Raw genomic sequence first — 22732 nt, forward strand, 5'->3', positions numbered from 1 at the left:
CGGGACGTGCGGGAACAGATCAGCTCAGCGTCGAGGGTCGTCGTCAAGGTCGGATCCTCCTCGCTCACCACCCCTCAGGGCGTGATCGACGTCGACCGGGTCGACGCGCTGGTCGACGTGCTGTCGGCGCGCCGCCGTGCCGGCACGCAGATCGTGCTGGTCTCCTCCGGCGCGATCGCGGCGGGCCTCGGCCCGCTGGGGCTGTCCGCGCGACCGCGCGACCTGGCCACCCAGCAGGCCGCCGCCTCCGTCGGCCAGGGCGTGCTGGTCGCCCGCTACACCTCCTCCTTCGCCCGGTACGGCCTGCGCGTCGGCCAGGTGCTGCTGACGGCCGACGACATGATGCGCCGCTCGCACCACGCCAACGCCCAGCGCACGCTCAACCGGCTGCTGGAGCTCGGCATCATGCCGGTCGTCAACGAGAACGACACGGTGGCCACCGACGAGATCCGCTTCGGCGACAACGACCGGCTGGCGGCGCTGGTGGCGCACCTCATCCGCGCCGACGCGCTGGTGCTGCTGTCGGACGTCGACGCGCTCTACGACGGGCCGCCCTCGCGGCCCGGTTCCACCCGGCTGGCCGAGGTGCGCGGCCCTGAGGACCTGGTCGGCGTCGAACTGGGCAAGAACGGCGCGGCCGTCGGCACCGGCGGCATGGTGACCAAGGTGCAGGCCGCGCGCATCGCGACCGGCGCGGGCGTGCCCGTGGTGCTCACCGCCGCGGCGCACGCCGCGCAGGCGCTGGCCGGAGCCGATGTCGGCACCTTCTTCCACCCCGGCGGGCGCCACCCCGGCACCCGGCTGCTGTGGCTGGCCCACGCGACCACCGGACGCGGGCGGCTGACGCTCGACGAAGGCGCGGTCGAGGCGGTCGTCACCCGGCGCAAGTCGCTGCTGCCCGCGGGCGTCGTGTCGGTGGAGGGCGACTTCGCCGCGGGCGACCCCGTCGACCTGTGCGGTCCGCGCGGCCGGGTGGTGGCGCGCGGGCTGGTCAACTTCGACGCCGGGGAGATCCCCGGGCTGCTCGGGCGCTCGACGAAGGAGCTGGCCAGCCGGCTCGGTCCGGAATATGAACGCGAGCTCATCCACCGAGACGACATCGTCATACTGGAAGCTCACAGCTAGCTCGAGAGGTAGGGCGCGATGTCCGAGGAGTTCCTGAAGGTTGCCCACGCGGCGCGAGAGGCCGCCGCCGAGCTGGCCCCGCTGCCGCGGGCGGCCAAGGACAGGGCCCTGCGCGCCATCGCCGACGCCCTGGTCGAGCACCATGCGGAGATCATCGAGGCCAACGCCGCCGACGTGGCCAAGGCCAGGGAGGCCGGCACCTCCGAGGCGATGATCGACCGGCTCCGGCTCGACGAGGCCAGGGTCGAGGCCATCGCGCAGGCCGTCCGCGACATCGCCGAGCTGCCCGACCCGGTGGGTGAGGTCGTGCGGGGCGGCACCCTGCCCAACGGCCTGGAGCTGCGCCAGCTCAGGGTGCCGCTGGGCGTGATCGGCATCATCTACGAGGGCCGTCCCAACGTCACCGTCGACGGCGCGGCGCTGTGCCTCAAGAGCGGCAACGCGGTCCTGCTGCGCGGCTCGTCCAGCGCCTACTCCTCCAACACCGCGCTGGTGAAGGTCATGCAGGCGGCGCTGGAGGCGACCGAGGTGCCCGCCGGAGCCGTCCAGCTCGTGCCCGGGCTGACCCGCGACTCGGTCAAGGAACTGATGAGGGCCCGTGGCCTGGTCGACGTGCTGATCCCGCGGGGCGGCGCCTCGCTGATCAACTCCGTGGTCGAGGAGTCGACGGTTCCGGTGATCGAGACCGGCGTGGGCAACTGCCATGTCTACGTCGACGCCGACGCCGACCTCGATCTGGCCGTGGAGATCCTGGTCAACGCCAAGGCGCAGCGTCCGTCGGTGTGCAACGCGGCCGAGACCCTCCTCGTCCACGCCGACGCGGCCGACCGCTTCCTGCCCAAGGCGCTGGCGGCGCTGGCCGAGGCGGGCGTCACCGTCCACGGCGACGCGCGCGTGGCCGCCTTCGGCGAGGTGGTCCCGGCGACCGAGGACGACTACCTCACCGAGTACCTGTCGCTCGACATCGCCGCCGCCGTCGTCGACTCTCTGGAGGCGGCGGTCGCCCACATCAGGAAGTACGGCTCGGGCCACACCGACGCGATCGTCACGCGCTCGCAGCGCGCCGCCCGCAGGTTCGTCCAGCTGGTCGACTCCGCCGCCGTCGCGGTCAACGCCTCCACGAGGTTCACCGACGGGGGCGAGTTCGGGTTCGGCGCGGAGATCGGGATCTCCACCCAGAAGCTGCACGCGCGCGGACCGATGGGTCTTCCTGAGCTGACCTCGACCAAATGGGTCTACACCGGCGAAGGGCATCTTCGCACGTCAAAGGGTACGGTCATTCCGCCGAGTTGCGGCTGAGCCGCGTGTCCGAGTTGGCACGCGGCGGCGATGGCGGCTTGACTGGCCCCCATGGCTTTGGTGATAGCGATCATTTTCGCGGTTGTGGTGCTGTTCGCCGCCGACCGGTTGCTGCTGTGGATGGAGAGCCGCGGACACATCAACTGGCGCAGGAAAGGCCGTAAGAAGCTCGCCGAGGAGCCCACGACGGGGCTCGACGCCATGCTGTCCGACACTTCCCACCGATGACCGGCGCGCCGCGATCGTAAACAGGCGTCACACCGCTAAGGTTGTGTCCCTTATGGGCGCGCCGAGCGGGGAGGGAGCGTGAGCAAGCTCGGCAAGGTCGGGCCATACACCTTGCTCGAACGGCTCGGCCGGGGCGGCATGGGCGAGGTGTACCTGGCCAGCACCCGCAAGGGAGAGCGCGTCGCCCTCAAGGTGCTGCACGACCTGATCGAGGATTCCGCCTCGCGTATCCGTCTGGAGCGCGAGGTACGCGCGTTGCGCAGGGTCGAGAGCCCCTACGTCGCCAGGGTGCTCGACGCCGATCTCGACTGCGCCAGGCCGTACCTGGTGATGGAGCACATCGAGGGCGACAACCTGCTCGACCGGGTACGGCGCAGCGGCCCGCTGCGCGGCGCCGACCTGGTGGAGGTGGCGCAGGGCGTGGCGGCGGCGCTGGCGATCGTGCACGCCGCGGGTGTCATCCACCGCGACCTCAAGCCCGCCAACATCCTCATGGGCGCCGAGGGGCCGGTGCTGATCGACTTCGGCATCGCCCAGGTGATCGACGCCACCAGGCTGACGATGACCGGCACCTTCCTCGGCACGCCCGGCTACGCGGCTCCGGAGCTGTTCGCCGACGAGCACGTGGGCGAGCCCGCCGACGTCCACGCGTGGGCGGCGACGGTCGCCTTCGCCGCGACGGGGCGGCCGACGTTCGGGCGAGGCACGGTCGAGGCGCAGATGTACGCCGTGCTCAACGGGCAGGCCGACCTCAAGGGGGTGCCGGCCGGGCTGCTGCCGCTGGTGCGGGCGGCGCTCAACAGGGAGCCGGGCAAGCGGCCGACCGCCGCGCTGCTGGCCGACCGGCTGGCCAGGCTCGCCAGGGCGACCGTCGCCGCCGACGAGGACGTGAAAGCGCTCAGAGGCAGGGCCGCCGACGCGGCCAGGACGGCGCGGGCACGCGCTGACGAGGAGGTCAAGCCCGCCCGGAGCAAGGCCGAGGAGCCCAAGGTCGTCAAGCCGCGGGCGGCCGATGACGCCAAGGGGATCAGGCCCAGGACCGGCGAGGACGGCAAGGTCGCCAGACCGCGCCCGGCCCCCGACGACGGCAAGCCGGTCCGGGCCCGGGCCCAGGACGACGCCAAGCCGGTCCGGCCACGGGCCCAGGAGGACGGTAAGCCGGTCCGGCCACGGGTTCAGGAGGACGGCAAGCCGGCCAGGTCACGGGCCCAGGAGGACGGCAAGCCGGTCCGGGCGCGAGTCCAGGACGACGCCAAGGCGGCCAGGCCACGGGCCCAGGACGAGGCCAAGGCGGCCAGGACGAGGGCCGGCGAGGACGGCAAGGCCGTCCGGTCACGGTTCGCCGAGGAGGGCAAGGCGGGCAGGGCGCGCGTGACCGACGACGCCAAGGCCGCCCGCGGGAGGGCCGCCGCCGACGAGCCCAAGGCGGGGCGCGGGCGGGCGGCGGAGGAGCCGAAGCTCGTCCGCAGCCGGATGCCGGGCCTGGCACGGGGCCAGGCGCGCGACGACGGCAAGGCGGCGGTGCGCGCCCGCGCGAGCGACGACGGCAAGGCGGCGGCCCGCGCGCAGGCCAGGGCGGCACGGGTCCGGCGGGCCGCGGCGGCGCAGGCGGAGCCGGCCCCCACCACGCTGCCCGCGGGGAACGCGGCACTGCTGCTGCTGGCGGTGCTGGCGGTGCCCTGCGTGGTGACGACCGTGATCTGGCCGATCGCCGGTGTGGCGATCACCGGGGCGTTCGTCGTGCTGGTGCGCACGGTGTGGACCAGCCACTGGCTGGTCAGGAACCGCACCTCGAAACGGGTGCGGGTGTCGCTGCGGGTGCTGCTGTTCCCGTTCGCGCTCGTCTTCTCGCTGGTCACCTCGGCGGGCTGGCCGGGGCTGCCCGTCGCGGCGGCCGCCGGCGGGGTGCTGTGGATGGTGGCGGGCGGCGAGCTGGGGCCCGACTGGTGGCAGCAGCCGGCGCCGGTGACGGCGGCGGGCGTGGTGTTCGGCGTGCTGTGCGGGGCGATCACCGGCAGGGAGGTCGAGCGGGCCGGTGCCGGCCTGCCCGAGCTGCGCAAGGAGGGCCTGCGCGCGCTGGCGGTGCTGGGCGGCTTCGTCGCGGTGTGCGCCGCAGCCGTCCGCGCGATCGCCCTCCTGCTCTGACGGGCACATGATCGCTCTGACAGGTACATGACCGCTCTGACGGGCACGTGACCGCTCTGACGGGGAAATGACTGCTCTGACGGGCACATGACAAAGGTCTGGAAGGCGGCACTTCCAGACCTTGCCGGTGGGCCGGGTCAGTTGTCGCGGCGGGAGAAGCGGTTGAAGATGCGCTCGCCCGCGTTGACCGCGCCCTCGGCGACGTCGCGCAGGACGCCGATGAACGGGTCCTGGGACTCCGACCAGGAGCGGCGGTAGGACTCGGCGGCCGCCTTGACCTCGTCGGTGACACGGGCGCCGGCGTCGTCCTCGCGGCGCGGGTACGTGCCGCCGACGATGCGCTCGTACTCGCCGCTGCGCTGCCACTTGTCGAGCTCGGCGACGCGGACCACCGCGAACGGGTGCGTGGTGCCGAGCAGGTTGAGCACCTTGAGGAAGCCGTCGCGCAGGTCACCCGCGGTGTCGTACTCCTGGTACTGGGCCAGGAAGGCCTCGATGTTCATCTCGTGGGTGTAGGCGCCGCCCGCGAGCTTCATCAGCGCCCGCTTGGCCGCCTCGGGGTCCTGCCCGCTGAGCAGGCCGCCGCGGTCGGCCGACAGCTCCGACTTGCGGTACCACTCCTCGAGGCCCGCCACGATCGCGCGCAGGCCGATGTAGCCGAGCGGGATCCAGGCCACGCGGGTAGCCAGGCGGGTGAGGATGTCGAGCATCGTCCGGTAGACGGCGTGGCCCGACAGGATGTGGGCGGTCTCGTGGCCGATGACGAAGCGCTGCTCCTCCTCGTTCATGAGGTTCAGCAGACCCGTCGTCACCACGATGAACGGGTCGTCGAAGCCGATCGCCTTGGCCTGGACCTGCGGGTCCTGCTGGACGTAGATCTCCGGAACCCGGTGCAGGTCGAGGATGTAGGCCGCGTCGCGGCCCATGTCGTACAGGGAGCGGAACTGGGTCTCGCTCACTCGTACGGCGGAGGCGAGGTACATCAGGCGCAGCCGGCGCTCGCTGATCAGCCCGGACATCTGCTTGAGAACCGTGTCGAACCCACTGAGCTTGCGCAGAGCGACCAGAGCGGACCTGTCTGCGGGGTGTTCGTAGGCACGGGACGAGATGCCGGGCAGTTGCACGCGGTTGCGATCCGGGGTGGTCGTCATGTCCGGCATGCTACGTCGGCGGCGGGTGTGATGCGCGTTTCTCGGAAAGGGGGGTGCTGAATGGCGGGATATGGCATCCGCGTAAGGTCCGTTCCATGATGAACGCGCCCAGTGTCCAGGGAAAGCGACGCGTGGGGGTGATGGGTGGAACCTTTGACCCGATCCACCACGGTCACCTGGTCGCCGCGAGCGAGGTCGCCCACCACTTCGAGCTCGACGAGGTCGTCTTCGTGCCGACCGGCCGGCCGTACCAGAAGGCGGAGAGGGAGGTGTCGGCGGCCGAGGACCGGTACCTGATGACGGTCATCGCGACGGCGTCGAACCCGCGTTTCTCGGTCAGCAGGGTGGACGTGGACCGGCCGGGACCGACGTTCACCATCGACACCCTGCGCGACATCAAGCGGATCTACGGCCCCGATTCCGAGCTGTTCTTCATCACCGGCGCCGACGCGCTGGCCGCGATCCTCGACTGGCAGGACGCCTCCGAGCTGTTCGAGCTGGCGCACTTCGTCGGCTGCACCCGGCCGGGCCACACGCTGCGCGACCCGGGGCTGCCGGAGGGGAAGGTAAGCCTGGTCGAGATCCCCGCGCTGGCGATCTCCTCCTCCGAGTGCAGGTACCGGGTCTCGAAGGGCGAGCCGATCTGGTACCTCGTGCCCGACGGGATCGTGCAGTACATCGGCAAGCGCGGGCTCTACCACACGGCCTAGCCGCACGAGGAGAGCCGGACCCGCATGGGCGTCCCCGGCCGGGGCAGCAGAGGCGTGTGCCGCTCGCTCGGGCATCGGTGGGACATGAGCCGACATGTACGGCCTGCGGGCGAGAAGCTATGTCCGGCAAAAGCCGGGGATACTATCAGGGTAAGCGTGGTCTATACACGTAGTCACACAGGAGGACAGACCCGCATCGTGACAGCATCCGAAAGATCCGTTCAGCTGGTCAGGGTCGCGGCCGAGGCCGCCGCCGACAAGCTGGCCGATGACATCCTCGCCTATGACGTGAGCGAGCAACTCGTCATCACCGACGCCTTCGTGCTCTGCTCCGCCACCAACGACCGCCAGGTGCGCGCCATCGTCGACGAGATCGAGGACAGACTCCGCATCGAATGCGATGCCAAGCCGGTCCGCCGCGAGGGCGAGCGGGAGGGGCGCTGGGTGCTCCTCGACTTCGTCGACATCGTCGTCCACGTGCAGCATGAAGAGGACCGCACCTTCTACGCGCTCGAGCGCCTCTGGAAGGACTGCCCCTCCATCGCGCTGCCGGAGAGCGTCACCAACACCGCCGCCCAGAGGGCCCGTACGTGAGCAAGCGGATCGTCTGCCTGCGTCACGGCCAGACCCTGTGGAACGTGGAGCACCGCTTCCAGGGGCACACCGACATCCCGCTCGACGAGACGGGCCTCGCCCAGGCGGCGAGGGCGGCCTCGCTGCTGGCGTCGCTCCGACCCACCATGATCGTCTCTTCCGACCTGCGGCGCGCCAACGACACGGCGCTCGCCCTGGGCCGGCTGGTCGGTCTGGACGTCTCGGTCGACAAGGACTTCCGCGAGCGCGGCGGCGGCGCGTGGGAGGGCCTGACCCGCGACGAGATCGCCGCCGGTTGGCCGGTCGAGTACGCCTCGTGGGAAGCGCCTGACGGCGAGCCCGTGTCCGAGGTGGCCGATCGGGTCGGGGCCGCGCTGCGCAGGTGGACGGGCAGGCTCGGCGACGGCGGGCTGCTGGTCGTCGCCTCCCACGGCGCGGCGCTGCGGCTCGGCATCGCCCACCTGCTGGGGCTGCCCCAGGAGCTGTGGTCGGCGCTCGGCGGGCTCGGCAACTGCTCGTGGTCGGTGCTGGAGGAGGGGCGCAAGGGATGGCGCCTGCTCGAGCACAACGCGGGCACCCTGCCCGAGCCGATCAACAGCGACGACATCCCCGAAGCGGCGTCGTGACCGTCAGGGGGCGCCCGGGCGTCCCCTGACGGCGGGTGAACTCGGCCCGAACGTTCGATTATGCGAAACGGGAGAGAAGGTTATATGCTCTCCGAGCGCCGCAACGAGAGAACTCGGAGCGGTGACCAGGGGCTATAGCGCAGTTGGTAGCGCACCTCCATGGCATGGAGGGGGTCAGGAGTTCGAGTCTCCTTAGCTCCACAGCCAAGAACCGCCCCTTGCCTGACGCGACAGGTAAGGGGCGGTTTCGTTTTTCGTGGTGCTCGTTCGCGGCGATCGCCTAGAGTGCGCCAGGTGATCATCAAGCGTTCGACGGCGGCCGCCGGCCTGTTAGGCGGCCTGCTTCTCATGTCCCCGCCCGCGCTGGCCGAAGGCCTCACCGGGCCCGTGTCCCCGGCTGAACTCAAGACCGCCCTGCTCCTGCCGGAGGATCTCGGCGCCGAATTCGTCCACAACAAGATCCGGAACAGGGAGTTCCTGGACGCCGAGACCGCCCATACGAAGGCGTGCGCCAAGGCGATCAAGGGGTTGGCTCCGTTCTCGCGGAGCAAGGCCGCGACCTGGCTGATGCGGGACGGCGTCCCCGAGGGGGTCAGGGAGTTCATCGTGAGCGGGACTCGCGCGCAGCTCTCCACACTGGAGCGGGCGGCCAGGGTTATGGTCCGTGACTGCGGCCAGGTCAGAGCCGGCACCAAGAACATGAAGAAGACGATCACCAAGCTGCCGGTCGGCAGGCTCGGCGACAGCGCGTACGGGATCAGGTATTGGGCGGAGAACCCGGCCACGGACCAGGGCCCGGTGATGGCCGTGGACATCGTGATCATCAAGGTCGGCGACGCCATGATCGCGCTGGAACACAGCGGCTTCTACGGCCGGTTCGATCCCGATCTCACCAGACCCGCCGCCGAGAAGGCGGCGACAAGGCTCCGAGAGGCTCTGGAGAGCTCGTCGCGCGGCTAGGCGAGGTGGTGTTCCGGCCCGCCGGAGAGGGTGGGCCGGGATCCGATCCGTGGGTCAGGCCGTGCGCCGTGAGCGGCCTGGACGGAGTTCAGCGATGACGATTCCTGCCCTCGGGCGTGTGAGCCGGTCAGCGGACGAGACCCGACTGGTAGGCGATCACCACGAGTCGCGCGCGGTCGCGGGCGTCGAGCTTGGCCATGGCCCTTCCCACGTGGGTGCGGACCGTCGCCGGGCTGACCACCAGGCGCGCGGCGATCTCGTCGTTGGACAGCCCCTCGCCGACCAGCCCCACGATCTCGCGCTCGCGCTCGGTCAGCTCGTCCAGCCGCCGATTCGGCGCCACCGGCGCCCGGCGGGAGGCGAACGCGCCGATCACCCGGCGCGTCACCGAGGGCGACAGCAGCGAGCCGCCGTCGGCCACCACCCGGATCGCCCTGAGCACCTCGTCCGGGTCGGCGTCCTTGACCAGGAAGCCGCCGGCCCCCTCGCGCAGCGCCGCGAAGATGTACTCGTCGATCTCGAACGTGGTCAGCATGATCACATGTGTCCCGGCCAGCGTGGGGTCGGACAGGATCTCCCGGAGCGTGGCCAGGCCGTCGGCGCCGGGCATCCGGATGTCCATGAGCACCACGTCGGGGCGCAGCCGCCGGGTCAGTTCCAGAGCCCGCTCCCCGTCGGCGGCCTCTCCGGCCACCTCCAGATCGTCCTCGGTCTCGATCAGCACCCGCAGGCCGATCCGGATGAGCGGCTGGTCATCGGCGATCAGCACCCGGATCACGGTCGTCCCCTCTCGTCACCGGCAGCCGCGCGCGCACGGCGAAACCGCCCTCCGGCCGGGGGCCTGCGGTGAGCGTGCCGCGCAGCGCCGCCACCCGTTCGCGCATGCCCGTGATCCCGTTGCCGGGGGTGTGCCGCGCGTGCCCGGCACCGTCGTCGGTCACCGAGACCTTGACGTCGTCGGCACCATAGTCGATCGTCACGGTCGCCGTGGCCGGGCCCGCGTGCCGTACCACGTTGGTGAGGGCCTCCTGCACGACCCGGTAGACGGCCCGCCCCGTCGCATGGTGGAGGCGGGCCGGATCGCCGGCGAGGGCCAGCTCGACCGGCTGCCCGGCGGCCCTGATCGACGCCACCAGGCCGGCGACGTGTTCGGGGCCGGGAGCGGCGCCGCGGTCCCTGACGAGGTCGAGCGTCGCCCGCAACTCGTCCAGCGCGTCCTTGCTGGTCTTCCTGATCGCCTCCAGCGCGTCCAGCACCTCGTCAGGGCGACGGCGGGCGACGTGGAGCGCGACGCTGGCGCGCATGCTGATCACGCTGAGGCTGTGCCCGAGCACGTCGTGGACCTCCCGGGCGATCGCCAGGCGCTCGTCCTGGACGCGCCGCAGCCGCCGCTCCTCCTCGGCCCGCGCCGCCCCGGCCCGCCGGTCCCGGTCCAGACGGATCACCGCGCCGGCCGCGAAGGGAAGCAGCATCGAGGCATTCCAGGCGATCCAGGCGCCGGCGTCCTCGACGACCCACGCGCGACCCCAGCCGATCATGTCCGCGACCAGAAGCACGGTTCCTGAGACGCCCGCCGCCAGCAGCCCGCGCCGCAGGCCGTGGCGGACCACGACGGTGGCGAGGGCGACGTACAGCGCGAGGAAGATCGGCCCGTAGGCGTGGTGCCGCGCGAGCATCCCCGCACCGCAGGCGAGGGTGACGGCCAGGACCGCCGCCGGATGGCGCGACCGGGCCGCCAGCGCCAGGCCGGCCACGACCAGCAGCGTGTAGGCGAGCGCGTCGAGCGCGCGGAAGGGCGGCACCCTGGTACGGGACGCCTCTACGCTCCCCAGGACGAACAGCGGCACGGCGACGGCCGCCACCGCGCCGTCCCACAGCCGGGCTCGGGATGATCTCACGCCTGCCAGCCTAGGAAGCGGGCGGCCCGGCCGTCATCAACGTCCGGACGTATGCGCCGTACGTTCCGGCCGTCACCCGGCTACGGCGGATGTGGCAGGGCCCTACGGCGCGGCCCGCAGACCACGATGCGCCGGCAGGCCGACGACAGCGGCGGCCGGGCGGGGGAACGCTGGCGTCCATGTCCGATGAACGTGTTGCCCATGGTTCCCGCGCACATCCGACGAGCCGCGGCCCGACCGGGTGGCCGCCGCGCAGGCCACGGTTGCGCAAGGCGGTGCTCGTCGTCCACGTCGGCGCCTCGGTCGGCTGGCTGGGCGTCGCCGTCGTCATGATCGTCCTGGGGATCACGCTCCGGTACACCCAGGACCCGGCCGTCACCCGGGGCGGCTACCTGATGATGACGGTCATCGAGGACGTGATCGTCATTCCGGCGGGGCTGCTCAGCCTCGTCACCGGCATCGCCGGCGGGCTGCTCAGCACGTGGGGCGTCGTCAGGTACCACTGGGTGGTCGCCAAGCTGGCCCTGGTCGTGCTGACGATGGCCAACGGCTTCTTCTTCCTGCACGGCTGGACCGGCCAGGCCCTGGCCGCCGCGGCGGGACCGGCCGTGGCTTCCGGCGGCCACGGCCCCGACGTCGCCAGGGGCCTGCTCATCGCGGGAAATCTCACCGCCTTCGCCCTGCTGGCCGCGGCGACCGTCCTGTCGATCTACAAGCCGTGGGGGAGGACCCGCTGGGGACGCCGCGTGGCCGCCCGGAGACAACGGGGGCGCGCGGATCGCGACCACCGCGCCGACCGGCAGGCCGACCAGCGGGCTGACCGGCGGGCCGACCGGAGGGCCGACCAGCGGGCCGACCGCCGCACCGACCGGCAGGCCGACCACCGGGCCGACCACCGTGCCGACCATCGCGCCGACCATCGTGCCGACCATCGTGCCGACCGGCGGGCCGCCGGGCCGTCCTTGTCCAGCTGGGAGGCGCGATGACGCGCGTCGTGTGGTTCGCCGCGCTGACGGCGACCGGGCTGATGGCAGGCATCATGGCCGGGGGTGTGCTCACCGCTCGGGCCATGCTCGGCCAACCAGCCGCGGTGTACTCCGCGGTCGCCCGGCCGACGCACCAGACCTTCGCGCTGCCGATGACGGCCGTCGCGCTGGTGGCCATCGCCGCGACCGCGACGCTGCTGACGATGCTGTGGAGGCGCCGCCCTCGCCGGGTCGCGGCGACCGCCGTGGCGCTGCTGTGCCTGCTCGGGGCGATCACCACGACGCTCGTGGTCAACGTGCCCATCAACGGGCAGATGATCCATGAATGGCCGGGCCGCATCCCGGCGGACTGGGCCCAGATCCGCGACAGATGGAACACCTGGCACGTCGTCAGGGCGGCGCTGAGCATCATCGCCCTCGGCTGCCTCGCGGCGGCGCGGGCGCCCAGGTTCCGCGCCCCGCGCTCTTCCCCGGCGATCGAGGCCGACGATGCCGACGATGCTGACGCGAGGAGGGCCGGTTGACAGAGGACCCCGGTCGCCGGTGACGGCGAGCCGGGGTCCGAGAGGGGGTTGAGGCCGAGGGCTAGGGTCCGGGAGGGGGTTGAGAACCGAGGATCGGGTCCGGGAGGGGTAGAAGTCCGGCGGTTGGGATTCCGGGCGGGTCGGTCAGGCCGCGCGCATGGAGCGGTCGGCCTCGGCCTGGACGGCGTCGAGCGAGTCGGCGATCTCGGCACCGGCCACCGCGTCGGGCAGATCGTCCTCCATCCGGCGCAGCGGGCGGTACCAGAGCCCGAGCGCCCCCCACAGCACCAGCAGCGCACCGGTGGCCGCCAGCAGGAGCCCGATGCCACGGCCGGGTCCCACGCCGGCGATCGTGCCGACGACGGTGTCGGCGAGCGCTCCACCCGGCTCCAGCAGCGGGGCGAAGAACGCGGTCAGCGGCGGCGCCGTCAGGAAGGCCAGCGGCGTCATCGACACGGCCAGCATCTGGTTGGTGGCCAGCACGCGTCCCTGGAGCTCCAGGCCCACCTTCATCTGGATGAGCGCCATCCAGTGGGTGTTCAGGATGCTGAGGCACACCCACGACACCAGGCCACCGATCGCCGCCAGCACGACGGAGGGCCGCAGCCCGATCAGCAGCACGCCGAGGCCGAAGCCGCTGACGAAGCCGACCATGCCGATCGCCCTGCGGGAGGTGCCGCCCCAGAACACCATCACCACGCCGCCGAGCACGGCGCCGAGGCCCTGGGCGGCGGTGACGGTGCCGACCGCGGTCACGTCGCCGAACGACAGCAACGTGGGGACGGTGACCGCCAGCGCCAGCATGCCGAGGTAGTTCTCGACGGTGAAGAACGCGATCATGATCATGAGCGGGCGGCGCCGTACGAGGAAGCGCCAGCCGCCCACGATCGACTGGGCGAAGCTCTCCTCGAGCCGGCGGAAGAGCCGGTCGGGGAAGCGGACGGCCAGCAGCGTCGCCAGGCCGATCAGGAACGTGACGATGTCGATCGCCACCACGCCGTGCAGGCCGAACAGCGTGACCAGCGCCGCGCCCGCCATGGGCGCCAGCAGCATGCCGAGCCCGGTGCCGAGGTTGGCGAGGGCGTTGGCCTGCATCAGGTACGGCTTGGGCACCAGCTGGGCGACCGCCGCCAGGTAGGCGGGCCGGTGGAAGGCGGTGACCAGGGACAGCGTCCCCGATATGACGCCGACCTGCCAGATCCGCAGGTCGCCGAGCCACAGCAGCAGCACCAGCGCGGTGGTCGCCACGGCCGAGACCGCGTCGCACGCCAGCATGACCAGCCTGCGGTCGATCCGGTCGGCGACCGCGCCGCCCAGCGGGGCGGCCAGCAGGGCGGGCAGTACGGCCAGCATCGTCACCAGCGCGTAGTCGGCGACGCGCCCGCTGCTCTGGTAGGCCCACACGCCCAGTGCGAACGAGGTGAGCGCGCTGCCCAGCAGCGAGGCCGTCTGCCCGGCGGCGACGGTGTAGAAGCGGCGCAGGTCCCGGCGCGCGTCGGCACCGGTGACCCCGGTGTCGTCGGCGGGCGCGGGCAGGTCGCCGGACGACCAGGCCGACAGGTGGCGGTCGATGTGGGCGGCGACCTGGTCGGCCTGGTGCTTGAGGAAGTAGTGGCCCGCCTTGGGGATGACCGCCAGCGCGACCCGGTCGGCGAAGGCGCCCCACTCCCGGTAGCGCTCCTGGTAGAGCTCGGTGGCCCGGTCGCGCTCGCCGATCAGGCACAGCACGGGCGCCTGCAGCCTGCGTGGCGCGGCCAGTTCCCCGGTGAACCAGGCGGTGGCCTCCTCCACGTCGTGCCGCAGGGCGCGGATCATGAGGTCGACGTCGGCCGCGTCCTCCTCCAGCCCGAGCGTGCGCAGGAAGTCGCGCTGCGAGCGGTCGGAGCTCCACCGCGAGGAGGGGAAGCGGCGGTTCCACCACGCCGACAGCCTGCCGGGAAGCCGGGCGTCGGGGAAGCTGCCGCCGAGGAACAGCCCGGCGACGGGCACGCCCGCCTCCTCCAGCCGTAACGCGACCTCCGTGGCGGGGGCCGAGCCGACGCAGTGGCCGTACACGACGACCTGCTCGCTGCGCGGCAGCTCCGCCAGGATGGCGTCGACCAGCTCGGGCAGCGGCAGCATGGGCTCGTCTGGCCGGGCGGGGTCGTGTCCCGGCAGCTCGACCGCCAGGACGGCGGTGCCGGCGTCCCGTTCGGCCAGCGCGGTCGCCAGGGGCCCGTAGGCGGCGGCCGAGCCGCCGCCGTAGGGGATGCAGAGCACGGTACGGCGGGCCGTGGCGGGCCCGGCGAGCCGGTGCAGGATCCCCGCCTCACCCGCGTCGGCGGACAGGTAGGCGGCCAGCTCCCTGATCGTGGGCCTGGTGAACAGGTCGATGACGCGCAGCGAGGGGTCGATGTCCCTGACGGCGCGGACCGCCTTGAAGGAGTCGCCGCCGAGGGCGAAGAAGTCGTCGTCGACGCCGAAGTCGTCGGTGCCGAGGACCTGCGCCCACGAGGCGGCCACTCTCAGCTCGGCCGGCGTGCTCGGCGGGATCCGCTCGCCAGCCGCGGCCACCTCCGGCATCGGCAGCGCGGCCCTGTTGACCTTGCCGATCGGCGTGAGCGGGAGGCTGTCGAGGACCACGATGGCGGGCGGCACCATGTACTCCGGCAGCCGCTCGCGCAGGCCCGCCCTGATCGCGGCCGGGTCGGCGGTGGCGGGCGCCACCCAGGCGGCCAGCCGCCGGTTGTGGGCCTCGCCGATCGGCAGCACGACCGCCTCCGCCACCCCCGGCTGGTCCTGGAGCGCGGCCTTGACCTCGCCCAGCTCGACCCGGAAGCCGCGGATCTTGACCTGGTCGTCGACGCGGCCGAGGAACTCCATCATGCCGCCGGCGTCGAGCCTGACCCGGTCGCCGGTGCGGTAGACGCGCTCGCCCGCGTGCTGGACGAACCTGTCGGCCGTCAGCTCGGGACGGCCCAGGTAGCCGCGCGCCAGGCTGGGCCCGCCGATCCAGAGCTCACCGGGCACGCCACGGGGCAGCGGCCGTCCCGCGGGGTCGACCACGTAGCAGGTGACGTCGGCCAGGGGTGTGCCCAGGGGGACGACGGCCGAGCCCGTCGGCGTGTCCGGTGCCACGCAGGCCAGCACGGACACCGTCGTCTCGGTGGGGCCGCAGTGGATCTGTAGCTCCAGGCCCGGCTTGGCGGCCCTGATGCGCTCGGCCAGCTCCCAGGAGGTCGCCTCGCCGGCGAGGATCAGCACCTTCTCCGGAAGCATCGCGGCCAGGTCGCCGTGCGCCGCCAGGAGCTCCAGATGGCTCGGCACCATCTTGATGACGTCGATGGGATGCGCCGCCAGGTAGGCGCTGTAGGCCTCGGGGTCGGTGGCGGTGTCCTGGTCGACCAGGTGGACGGTGGCCCCTGCGACGATCCCGCCGAGCAGGCAGGTCAGGACCAGGTCGGCGGCGAAGGTCGAGACGACGCCGTAGGAGCGGTACTCGCCGGTCAGGCGCTCGGCCACCGCGAGCAGGAAGTGGACGATGGCCCGGTGCTCGACGGCCGTGCCCTTGGGACGTCCGGTGGAGCCCGAGGTGAACAGCACGTAGGCGAGGTCCTCGGGCGAGACGGTCACCTCGGGCGGGGTGTCCGGCAGGTCCTGCGCGAGGACGTCCTCCAGCACCAGCGCGCCCGCGATCCTGGGGGCCAGGTCCCGGTCGGCGAGCACCAGGCGGGTCTCGCCGCTGGAGACCATGTAGGCCAGCCGCTCGTCGGGAGAGGCGGGTTCGAGCGGCAGGTAGGCCGCTCCCGCCTTCAGCACGCCGAGGATGGCGGGGATGAGGGGGGCGCGCCGGTCGAGGAGCAGCCCGACCACGTCGTCGCGGCCGACGCCCTCGGCGATCAGCCGGTGGGCGATCCTGTTGGCCTGCCGGTCAACCTCGGCGTAGGTCAGCCGGCCCACCGCGACGGCGTCGGGGGTGCGGGCCACGTGCTCCTCGAACAGCCGGTGGAGCGGCCGTGACAGGTCGTAGTCGCGCTTCGGCCCGGCGGCCAGCGGCCCGGTGACCGGTTCGAGCGGTACGGCGCCCGCCGGCGCGTCGAGGTCGGCGAGCATGCCGTCCAGGAGCGTGACGTACCATCCCGCCATCCTGCGGGCGGTGTCCTCGTCGAACAGGTCGCGGCGGAAGGTCAGCGATCCGACGTAGGAGTCGCCCGCGTTGTTCAGCGCCAGGTTGAGGTCATACTTGGCGGTGCGCAGCGGCGGCTCGAACACCTCCGCTTCCAGGCCGGGGAAGCGCGGCGGGGTGGCGGGGGAGTCCACCACGTTGAGCACCGCCTGGAAGATCGGCGTGGTGGCCAGGTTGCGGTCGGGGTTGACCTGCTCGACCACCCGCTCGAACGGCGTCTCCCGGTGCGCGAACGCCTCGAGCGCCACGTCGCGGGTACGGGCCAGCAACTCCCGTCCCGTCGGGCCGCCGGACCTGTCGACGCGCATGACCAGCGTGTTGACGAAGCAGCCCAGCATCCGCTCGGTGTCGGGGTGCAGCCGGCCCGCCTCCAGCACGCCGACGGGCACGTCGTCGGTGGCCGAGACCCGGCCGAGCAGTTCCTGCCAGACCGCCAGCAGCACCATGAACGGCGTGCATCCGGTCTCGGCGGCCACCCGCCTGATCACCGCCGCGTCGACGCGCAACGGGATCTCGCCCGCCGACCAGTCGGCCACCGACGGACGCGGCCGGTCGGTGGGCAGGTCGAGCACCGGTTCGAGACCCGCCAGGCGCTCCACCCACCAGGTCGCGTCCGGCTCCGGCCGTCCGGCCAGCCACTCAGCGTAGTCGGCGTACCTGACCCGCGGCGGCTCGGGCGGCCCGGCCAGGCCGAGCCGCGCGGTGTAGAGGGCGGCCAGCTCGCTGATCGCCAGGTCGCGCGACCAGGCGTCGAAGGCGACGTGGTGGACGGTCAGCAGCAGCACGTGCTCGTCCTCGCCGCCGGCGAACAGCGTGGCCCTGGTCGGCGGTTCGGATTCGAGCCGGAAGGGCAGGTAGGCCTCCGTCTCCAATGCCGTGTCCAATGCCGTCTCCAGGTCGGCGTGCTCGCCGGCGAGCACGATGGGCACCCGGTCGGCGGGGACGACCGTGGTGCCGTCCTTGCCGACCAGGGTGCGCAGCACCTCGTGCCGTTCCACCAGGTCCCTGACCGCGTCGAGCAGGGCGCTCGTGTCGAGCGGGCCGCGCAGCCGTACCGCGGTGGGCACGTTGTAGGCGGCCCGCTCGTCCAGCTGCGACAGGAACCACAGCCGCGCCTGGGCGGGCGACAGCGGGGCGGGCCCCTCGCCGGTCCTGGCGGGGATCCCCGGCTCGGCCCGCGCCACCGTACGGCGGGCGGCGGCCAGGCGCTCCGCGAGGCGGTCCTGGAGCTCGGTCACTGTCCCGCCTCCATGTCCGCGATGAGCAACTCCTCCACGGCGGCGGCGAAGCCGGCCAGCGTCGGGTGCTCGAACAGCAGCCGGACGGGCACCTGGAGCGCGAGAGCCTCCATGAGCCTGCCGGTGACCAGCGTCGCGGCCACCGAGTGACCGCCGAGGGCGAAGAAGTCGTCGTCGGCGCTGACGGCGCCGAGGTTCAGCACCGCCTGCCAGACGTCGGCGACCAGGAGCTCCGCCTGCGAGGCCGGCGCGACGTACTCCCTTCCGGCGTCGTGATCGGGTTTGGGCAGCGCCGCCCGGTCGAGCTTGCCGGAGGAGGTGGTGGGCAGGGCCGCCACGCGGATCCACTGGCGGGGCACCATGTAGTCCGGCAGGCGCGCCCGCAACGACTCCCGCAGCTCGGCGTCGGTGGGTATGTCGCCGCCGTCGACGAGGTAGCCGACGAGCCGGTCGTCGTGGACCGTCACGGCCGCGTCGGGCACGAGCTCGCGCAGCGCCGTCTCGATCTCGCCCAGCTCGATGCGGTGGCCGCGGACCTTCACCTGCTGGTCGCGGCGGCCGAGGAAGTCGAGCGTGCCGTCCGGCCGCCAGCGCACCAGGTCGCCGGTGCGGTAGCGGCCGCCGGTGAAGGCGGGGGAGCGCAGGCCGCGGTAGCCGCGCGCCACGCCGGCGCCGCCGATCCACAGCTCGCCCTGCATGCCCGGCGGCACCAGGCGGCCGGCCTGGTCGAGGACCTGGACGTCCTCGCCGGGCAGCGGGCCGCCGATGGACACGCTGTCGCCGACCGGCGCGGTCAGCAGCGTCATCGTGGAGTAGATCGTGGTCTCGGTGGGGCCGTAGGAGTTCCACATCTCGCCGACCCTGGCCAGCAGGTCACCGGCGAGCACCGGGTCGAGCACCTCGCCGATGCTGATCGCGCGGACGCGCGGCCCGCCCTTCCAGCCCGCGGCCACCAGCATGCGCAGCGTGGTCGGCGTCGCGGTGAACAGCGTGACCCCCGACTCGTCGATCCTGCGGGCGATCGCGTGGCCGTCGACGGCGTCGTCCCTGCCGAGCAGCTCGATCCGCAGGCCGCAGGCCAGCCCGGCCCACAGGTCGAAGCCGAAGACGTCGAAGGAGAACGGTGTCAGGCCGAGCATGACGTCGTCCGGCCGGACGCCGGGGGTGACCCGCATGGCCGCGACGAACGCGGCCAGGTTCGCGTGCGTGACCTCCACGCCCTTGGGCCGGCCGGTCGAGCCCGAGGTGTAGAGGACGTAGGCCAGGTCGTCGGGGCCCGGCAGGCCCGCGTGGCCGGCGTCCTCGGCAAGGCCGGCCAGGTCGAGCACGCGCGCCTCACCCGCCACCTCGCGGGCCACGGCCAGCGCCTCGCCCGCCGACACGATCGTCGTGACACCCGCGTCGTCCAGCTGGTAGCGCAGCCGCTCGGCGGGCTGGTCGGGTTCGACGGGCACGTAGGCGGCGCCCGCGCGGGCCACGCCGAGCAGCGCGGCGGGCAGGAAGCGGTCGCGCGGCAGGCACACGCCCACGGTGGCGCCCGCCGCCTCGCCCAGCGCGCCGGCGATCCGGCCGGACAGCGCGGCCAGCTCGCCGTAGGTGAGCGTCCCCTCGTCGTCCACCACGGCGGCGGCGTGGGGCTGCCGGGCGGCCTGCTCGAGGACGGCATGCGCCACGGTCGGCGGCACGTCCTCGGGCAGCGGCGCCCCCGTGCCCCACTGCCTCAGCAGCTGTCGCTCCTCGGCGGTGACCAGCTCGAAAGCCGACAGCGGCAGGTCGGGGCCGTCCAGGAGGGTGTCGAGCAGCCGCATCAGCCGGTCGGCGAACGCCTCGGCTGCCGCCCGCCCGACCAGGTCGAGGTCGTACTCGAGCTGCACCTCCACGCCGTCCACCGTGGTGTTGACGAACACGGTGAGCGGCGCCTGCGCGCCGCCGCCGCTCAACTCGCCGAGCAGCTCGACGGTCAGGCCGCCGCCGGTGGCGGTGACCGGCACGTTCGGCGGCTGGAGCGACAGGACGACAGGGGTGAGCAGGGAGCCGCGCGGGCGCTCGATGCCGGAGACGGCCAGGCGCTCCTGCGGGGACAGGCCCAGGTGGTCCAGCGAGCGGGCGGTCGCGGCGGCGGTGCGCGCGACGGCCTGCCGTACGGGGAGGTCGGGGTCGAGCCTGACGCGCACGGGCAGCACGTCCACCAGGGGGCCGACCAGCGACTCCAGGTCGGGATGGGCGCGGTCGGCGACGGCCGCGCCGAGCAGCACGTCGGGCCGGTCGGTCTGGGCGGCGACGAGCAGGCCGAGCGCGGTGAAGTACACCGCGAACGGCGTGGTGCCCGTCGCGGCGGCCAGGTCGTGCACGGCCGCCACGGTCCGCGCGGCGACGGGACGGGTCAGCCGCGTGCCGCGGAACCTGCTCGGCCCGCCGCCGGCGCGCCCGGCCAGCTCGTACGGCGGCGCCGCCCCCGCCAGCTCCTCGGCCCAGAACGCGCGCAGCGGCTCGAGGTCGACCTCCTTCTCCATGAGGGCCACATCACCCACCTGGACGGGCGGCTGCCCGGCCGCGCCGGTGAGGGCGGCCAGGAGCGTGGCGTTCGACCAGCCGTCGTAGGCGATGTGGTCGGTGACGACGACGAGCTCGGCCGTGGAGTCGTCCTGCCACTGCAGCCAGGCGCGCAGCAGCGGGACCTCGGCCGACAGGTCGAAGCCGTGGGTGATGTCGGGCTCGCCGTCCTCCTCGAACGGGACGGGCGCCGGCGGGCGGACCTCGGCGACCGGCTCGCCGTCCTCACCCATGACGATCACGCTGCGCAGGACCTCGTGATCGCGCACCAGCCCGTCGAGGGCCGCCCTCACGGGCGCGGCGTCGGTGAGCCCGGCCAGGCGCAGCCGGAAGGCGAGCGTGGTGGCGTTGCGGGTGTGGCTCACCTCGCGCAGGAGCCACATGCCGTGCTGGGCCGCGGTCAGCGGGTAGCGGGTCGCGCCGTGGTGGCGCACCAGGGCGGCCGCGCCGGTCGACCGCTCGGCCACCTCGACGAGCGGGGCCAGTTCGGCGATCGTGGGACGGCCGAGGAAGGCGGTCAGGACCACGCGGGCGCCGAGGTCGCGCTCGATCATCGCGCAGACGCGGGCGGCGGCGAGGGAGTGGCCGCCCAGGTCGGTGAAGTGGTCGTGGACGCCCACCCGCTCGACGCCGAGGACCGTGCCGATGATGTCGGCCAGGCGGCGCTCGGTTTCGGTGGAGGGGGCGGTGTACTCACCGCGGGCGGCGGTGAGGTCGGCGGCCGGGAGCGCGGCCCTGTCGATCTTGCCGGTGGGGCCGAGGGGGAGACGGTCCATGACCGTGATACGGGTGGGCACCATGTAGTCGGGCAGGCGGTCGCGCAGCCACTGCCGGAGCTCGACCTCGGTGAGAGATCCTGGTGCCGCGCCGGGCGCCGGCTCGACGTAGGCGACCAGGCGGCGGACGTCGTTGCGGTCGGTCTGGGTGAGGACGGCCGCGTGGTTGACCGACGGGTGGCGGACCAGCGCCGCCTGTACCTCGCCGAGCTCGATCCTGAAGCCGGCCACCTTCACCTGGTCGTCGTTGCGTCCCAGGTACACGTAGCGCGCACCCTGCCCGTCCGGCCCGGCCTGCTCGTCCTGGCTGCTTCGACCGGGCTCGCGCCGGACGAGGTCGCCGGTCCGGTAGTGGCGCACGCCCTCGGCGTCCACGACGAAGCGTTCGGCGGTCAGGTCGGGGCGGTTCAGGTATCCCCGCCCGACCAGCGGCCCGGCCACCCACAGCTCGCCGGGCTCGCCGTCGCCCAGCGGCTCGCCCCGCTCGTCGCGGACCGACAGGATCGAGCCCGCGTAGGGGCCGCCGATGGTCGGCTCGGCCGTGTCGTCGCGGGTGATCTCGGCCGAGGTGCAGGTGACGGTGCACTCCGTCGGGCCGTACACGTTGACGACGCGGCGCACGCCGGGGTTGGCGTAGAAGCGGTCGACCAGCGCCCTGGTGAGCGCCTCGCCACCGGCGATGACCGTGCGGACGTTCGGCGGGAGCGGCTCGTTGAGCAGGGCGGTGAGGGCGGACGGCGCGCCGTACAGGGCGCGCACCTCGTCACGGGCCGGCAGCGACGGCAGCGACAGCACGGTGTCGGCGACGATCACCGTGCCGCCGGCGATGAGCGGCATGAACATCTGGGTGATGCTCGGGTCGAAGCAGACGGAGGTGGCGAAGAGCATGCCGTGGAGTTCGTCGGCGTAGACGCCGGTCTCCCACGTGAGCAGGGCCATCGCGTTGCGGTGCTCGATGACCACGCCCTTGGGCCGGCCGGTCGAGCCCGAGGTGTAGATCACGTAGGCGACGTCCGAGCCGTCGCCGGTCTCCGCCGGGCCGGGTAAGGCCGCGCCCTCACCGGTCGTGCCCTCGACGGCCGCGCCCTCGACGGCGGTGAGCGTGTCGAGCAGGAGCGGGGCGGCGCCCGACGAGCGCAGCACCGCCTCCTGCCTGCGGGCGACGGGTGTCGAGGTGATCAGCTGTGCCATCTCTGCGTCGGCGGCGATGAACTCCAGCCGGTCGGCGGGGTAGGCGGGGTCGAGCGGGACATAGATCGCCCCCGCCTTCCACACCCCGAGGACGGCGGCGAGCAGTCCTTCGTCCCTGTCGAGGCACACGCCCACCGAATCTCCGCGCCCCGTTCCCCGTCGGCGCAGTTCGGCAGCGACCAGTTCGGCCCGTTCGTCCAGTTCGGCATAGGTGAGGCGGGTGGTGCCCGCCACCACCGCGGTGCGCTCAGGAGTGCGTCGCACCTGCGCGGCGAATGCCTCGTGAACTCGTTCGATCACCAAGGGATCTCCCCCAGCAAGAGTGCCTGTTTTTCCGGGGCACACATTTGCACCGTGCGGGAGGGTTCGGGCTATATGACACGTTTCGTTACCAGAACGATGATCTTGTCAGAAGTTAAGAAAGTTTCCTCTGACTGGGTGAGGTAAAAACTTTACCTACGGATGGTCATCCCTCCATGTCGCGCTGTATTCGCGACCGGCCGGGGCGGCGGTGTGGCGGCGTGTTCGCCGATGTCGGAGGCCGTTTTGTGGCCCCGGGGTGA

At 72.8% G+C, this 22732-nt stretch carries 15 protein-coding genes and 1 tRNA gene; 11 read left to right on the forward strand and 5 right to left on the reverse strand.

The window, feature by feature from the left end; all coding sequences use genetic code 11:
• Positions 1-6 precede the first annotated feature (6 nt).
• The 4 genes from proB (at position 7) to ACWENQ_RS39585 (ending at position 4797) form a co-directional block, all read left to right on the forward strand.
• The gene (proB, locus tag ACWENQ_RS39570; protein ID WP_449931246.1) at positions 7-1125 is read left to right on the forward strand and encodes a glutamate 5-kinase; all 1119 of its coding nucleotides are present in this window, start codon (positions 7-9) and stop codon (positions 1123-1125) included.
• A gap of 18 nt (positions 1126-1143) precedes the next feature.
• Complete coding sequence (locus ACWENQ_RS39575) at positions 1144-2424, forward strand: glutamate-5-semialdehyde dehydrogenase (RefSeq protein ID WP_449931244.1); 1281 nt, start codon at positions 1144-1146, stop codon at positions 2422-2424.
• A 51-nt stretch (positions 2425-2475) separates the two neighbouring features.
• Positions 2476-2652, forward strand: a complete 177-nt coding sequence (locus ACWENQ_RS39580) for a hypothetical protein (RefSeq protein WP_354916391.1) — start codon at positions 2476-2478, stop codon at positions 2650-2652.
• A gap of 78 nt (positions 2653-2730) precedes the next feature.
• Complete coding sequence (locus ACWENQ_RS39585; RefSeq protein WP_452418846.1) at positions 2731-4797, forward strand: protein kinase domain-containing protein; 2067 nt, start codon at positions 2731-2733, stop codon at positions 4795-4797.
• Between the two features lie 137 nt (positions 4798-4934).
• Here the strand turns inward: ACWENQ_RS39585 and ACWENQ_RS39590 are convergent, their stop codons facing one another.
• Positions 4935-5957, reverse strand: coding sequence for a M48 family metallopeptidase (locus tag ACWENQ_RS39590; protein WP_449931240.1), 1023 nt, complete (start codon positions 5955-5957; stop codon positions 4935-4937).
• Between the two features lie 86 nt (positions 5958-6043).
• On the opposite strand from ACWENQ_RS39590, the gene nadD reads away from it, so the two are divergent.
• From nadD to ACWENQ_RS39615, 5 genes are all read left to right on the forward strand, one after another.
• Complete coding sequence (gene nadD, locus ACWENQ_RS39595) at positions 6044-6658, forward strand: nicotinate-nucleotide adenylyltransferase (RefSeq protein WP_449931238.1); 615 nt, start codon at positions 6044-6046, stop codon at positions 6656-6658.
• A 198-nt stretch (positions 6659-6856) separates the two neighbouring features.
• Positions 6857-7252: a ribosome silencing factor gene (rsfS, locus tag ACWENQ_RS39600; RefSeq protein WP_449931236.1), complete on the forward strand. Its 396-nt coding sequence runs from the start codon at positions 6857-6859 to the stop codon at positions 7250-7252.
• A complete protein-coding gene (locus tag ACWENQ_RS39605; RefSeq protein WP_354916405.1) occupies positions 7249-7878 on the forward strand; it encodes a histidine phosphatase family protein in 630 nt (209 codons plus the stop codon). The genes rsfS and ACWENQ_RS39605 overlap by 4 nt, the downstream gene beginning before the upstream one ends.
• A gap of 128 nt (positions 7879-8006) precedes the next feature.
• A tRNA-Ala gene (locus tag ACWENQ_RS39610) sits at positions 8007-8079 on the forward strand.
• Positions 8080-8172: 93 nt separating this feature from the next.
• Positions 8173-8838: a hypothetical protein gene (locus ACWENQ_RS39615; protein WP_452418847.1), complete on the forward strand. Its 666-nt coding sequence runs from the start codon at positions 8173-8175 to the stop codon at positions 8836-8838.
• 127 nt (positions 8839-8965) lie between these two features.
• Here the strand turns inward: ACWENQ_RS39615 and ACWENQ_RS39620 are convergent, their stop codons facing one another.
• Complete coding sequence (locus ACWENQ_RS39620; RefSeq protein ID WP_452418848.1) at positions 8966-9616, reverse strand: response regulator; 651 nt, start codon at positions 9614-9616, stop codon at positions 8966-8968.
• A complete protein-coding gene (locus ACWENQ_RS39625; RefSeq protein WP_452418850.1) occupies positions 9591-10736 on the reverse strand; it encodes a sensor histidine kinase in 1146 nt (381 codons plus the stop codon). The genes ACWENQ_RS39620 and ACWENQ_RS39625 overlap by 26 nt, the downstream gene beginning before the upstream one ends.
• A 179-nt stretch (positions 10737-10915) precedes the next feature.
• Here ACWENQ_RS39625 and ACWENQ_RS39630 point away from each other — a divergent pair, with 179 nt between their 5' ends.
• Positions 10916-11722: a hypothetical protein gene (locus ACWENQ_RS39630; protein ID WP_452418852.1), complete on the forward strand. Its 807-nt coding sequence runs from the start codon at positions 10916-10918 to the stop codon at positions 11720-11722.
• Positions 11719-12246 (forward strand): anthrone oxygenase family protein, encoded by a 528-nt coding sequence (locus ACWENQ_RS39635; RefSeq protein WP_452418853.1) that lies wholly within the window; start codon positions 11719-11721, stop codon positions 12244-12246. Before ACWENQ_RS39630 ends, ACWENQ_RS39635 begins: the two co-directional genes overlap by 4 nt.
• A 144-nt stretch (positions 12247-12390) precedes the next feature.
• On the opposite strand, the gene ACWENQ_RS39640 is transcribed toward ACWENQ_RS39635, so the two are convergent.
• Together ACWENQ_RS39640 and ACWENQ_RS39645 are read right to left on the reverse strand one after the other, a co-directional pair.
• The gene (locus tag ACWENQ_RS39640) at positions 12391-17649 is read right to left on the reverse strand and encodes a non-ribosomal peptide synthetase/MFS transporter (RefSeq protein WP_452418854.1); all 5259 of its coding nucleotides are present in this window, start codon (positions 17647-17649) and stop codon (positions 12391-12393) included.
• Positions 17646-22469 (reverse strand): amino acid adenylation domain-containing protein, encoded by a 4824-nt coding sequence (locus ACWENQ_RS39645; protein WP_452418855.1) that lies wholly within the window; start codon positions 22467-22469, stop codon positions 17646-17648. The genes ACWENQ_RS39640 and ACWENQ_RS39645 overlap by 4 nt, the downstream gene beginning before the upstream one ends.
• Positions 22470-22732: the final 263 nt, after the last annotated feature.

The organism is Nonomuraea sp. NPDC004354 (assembly GCF_053602555.1).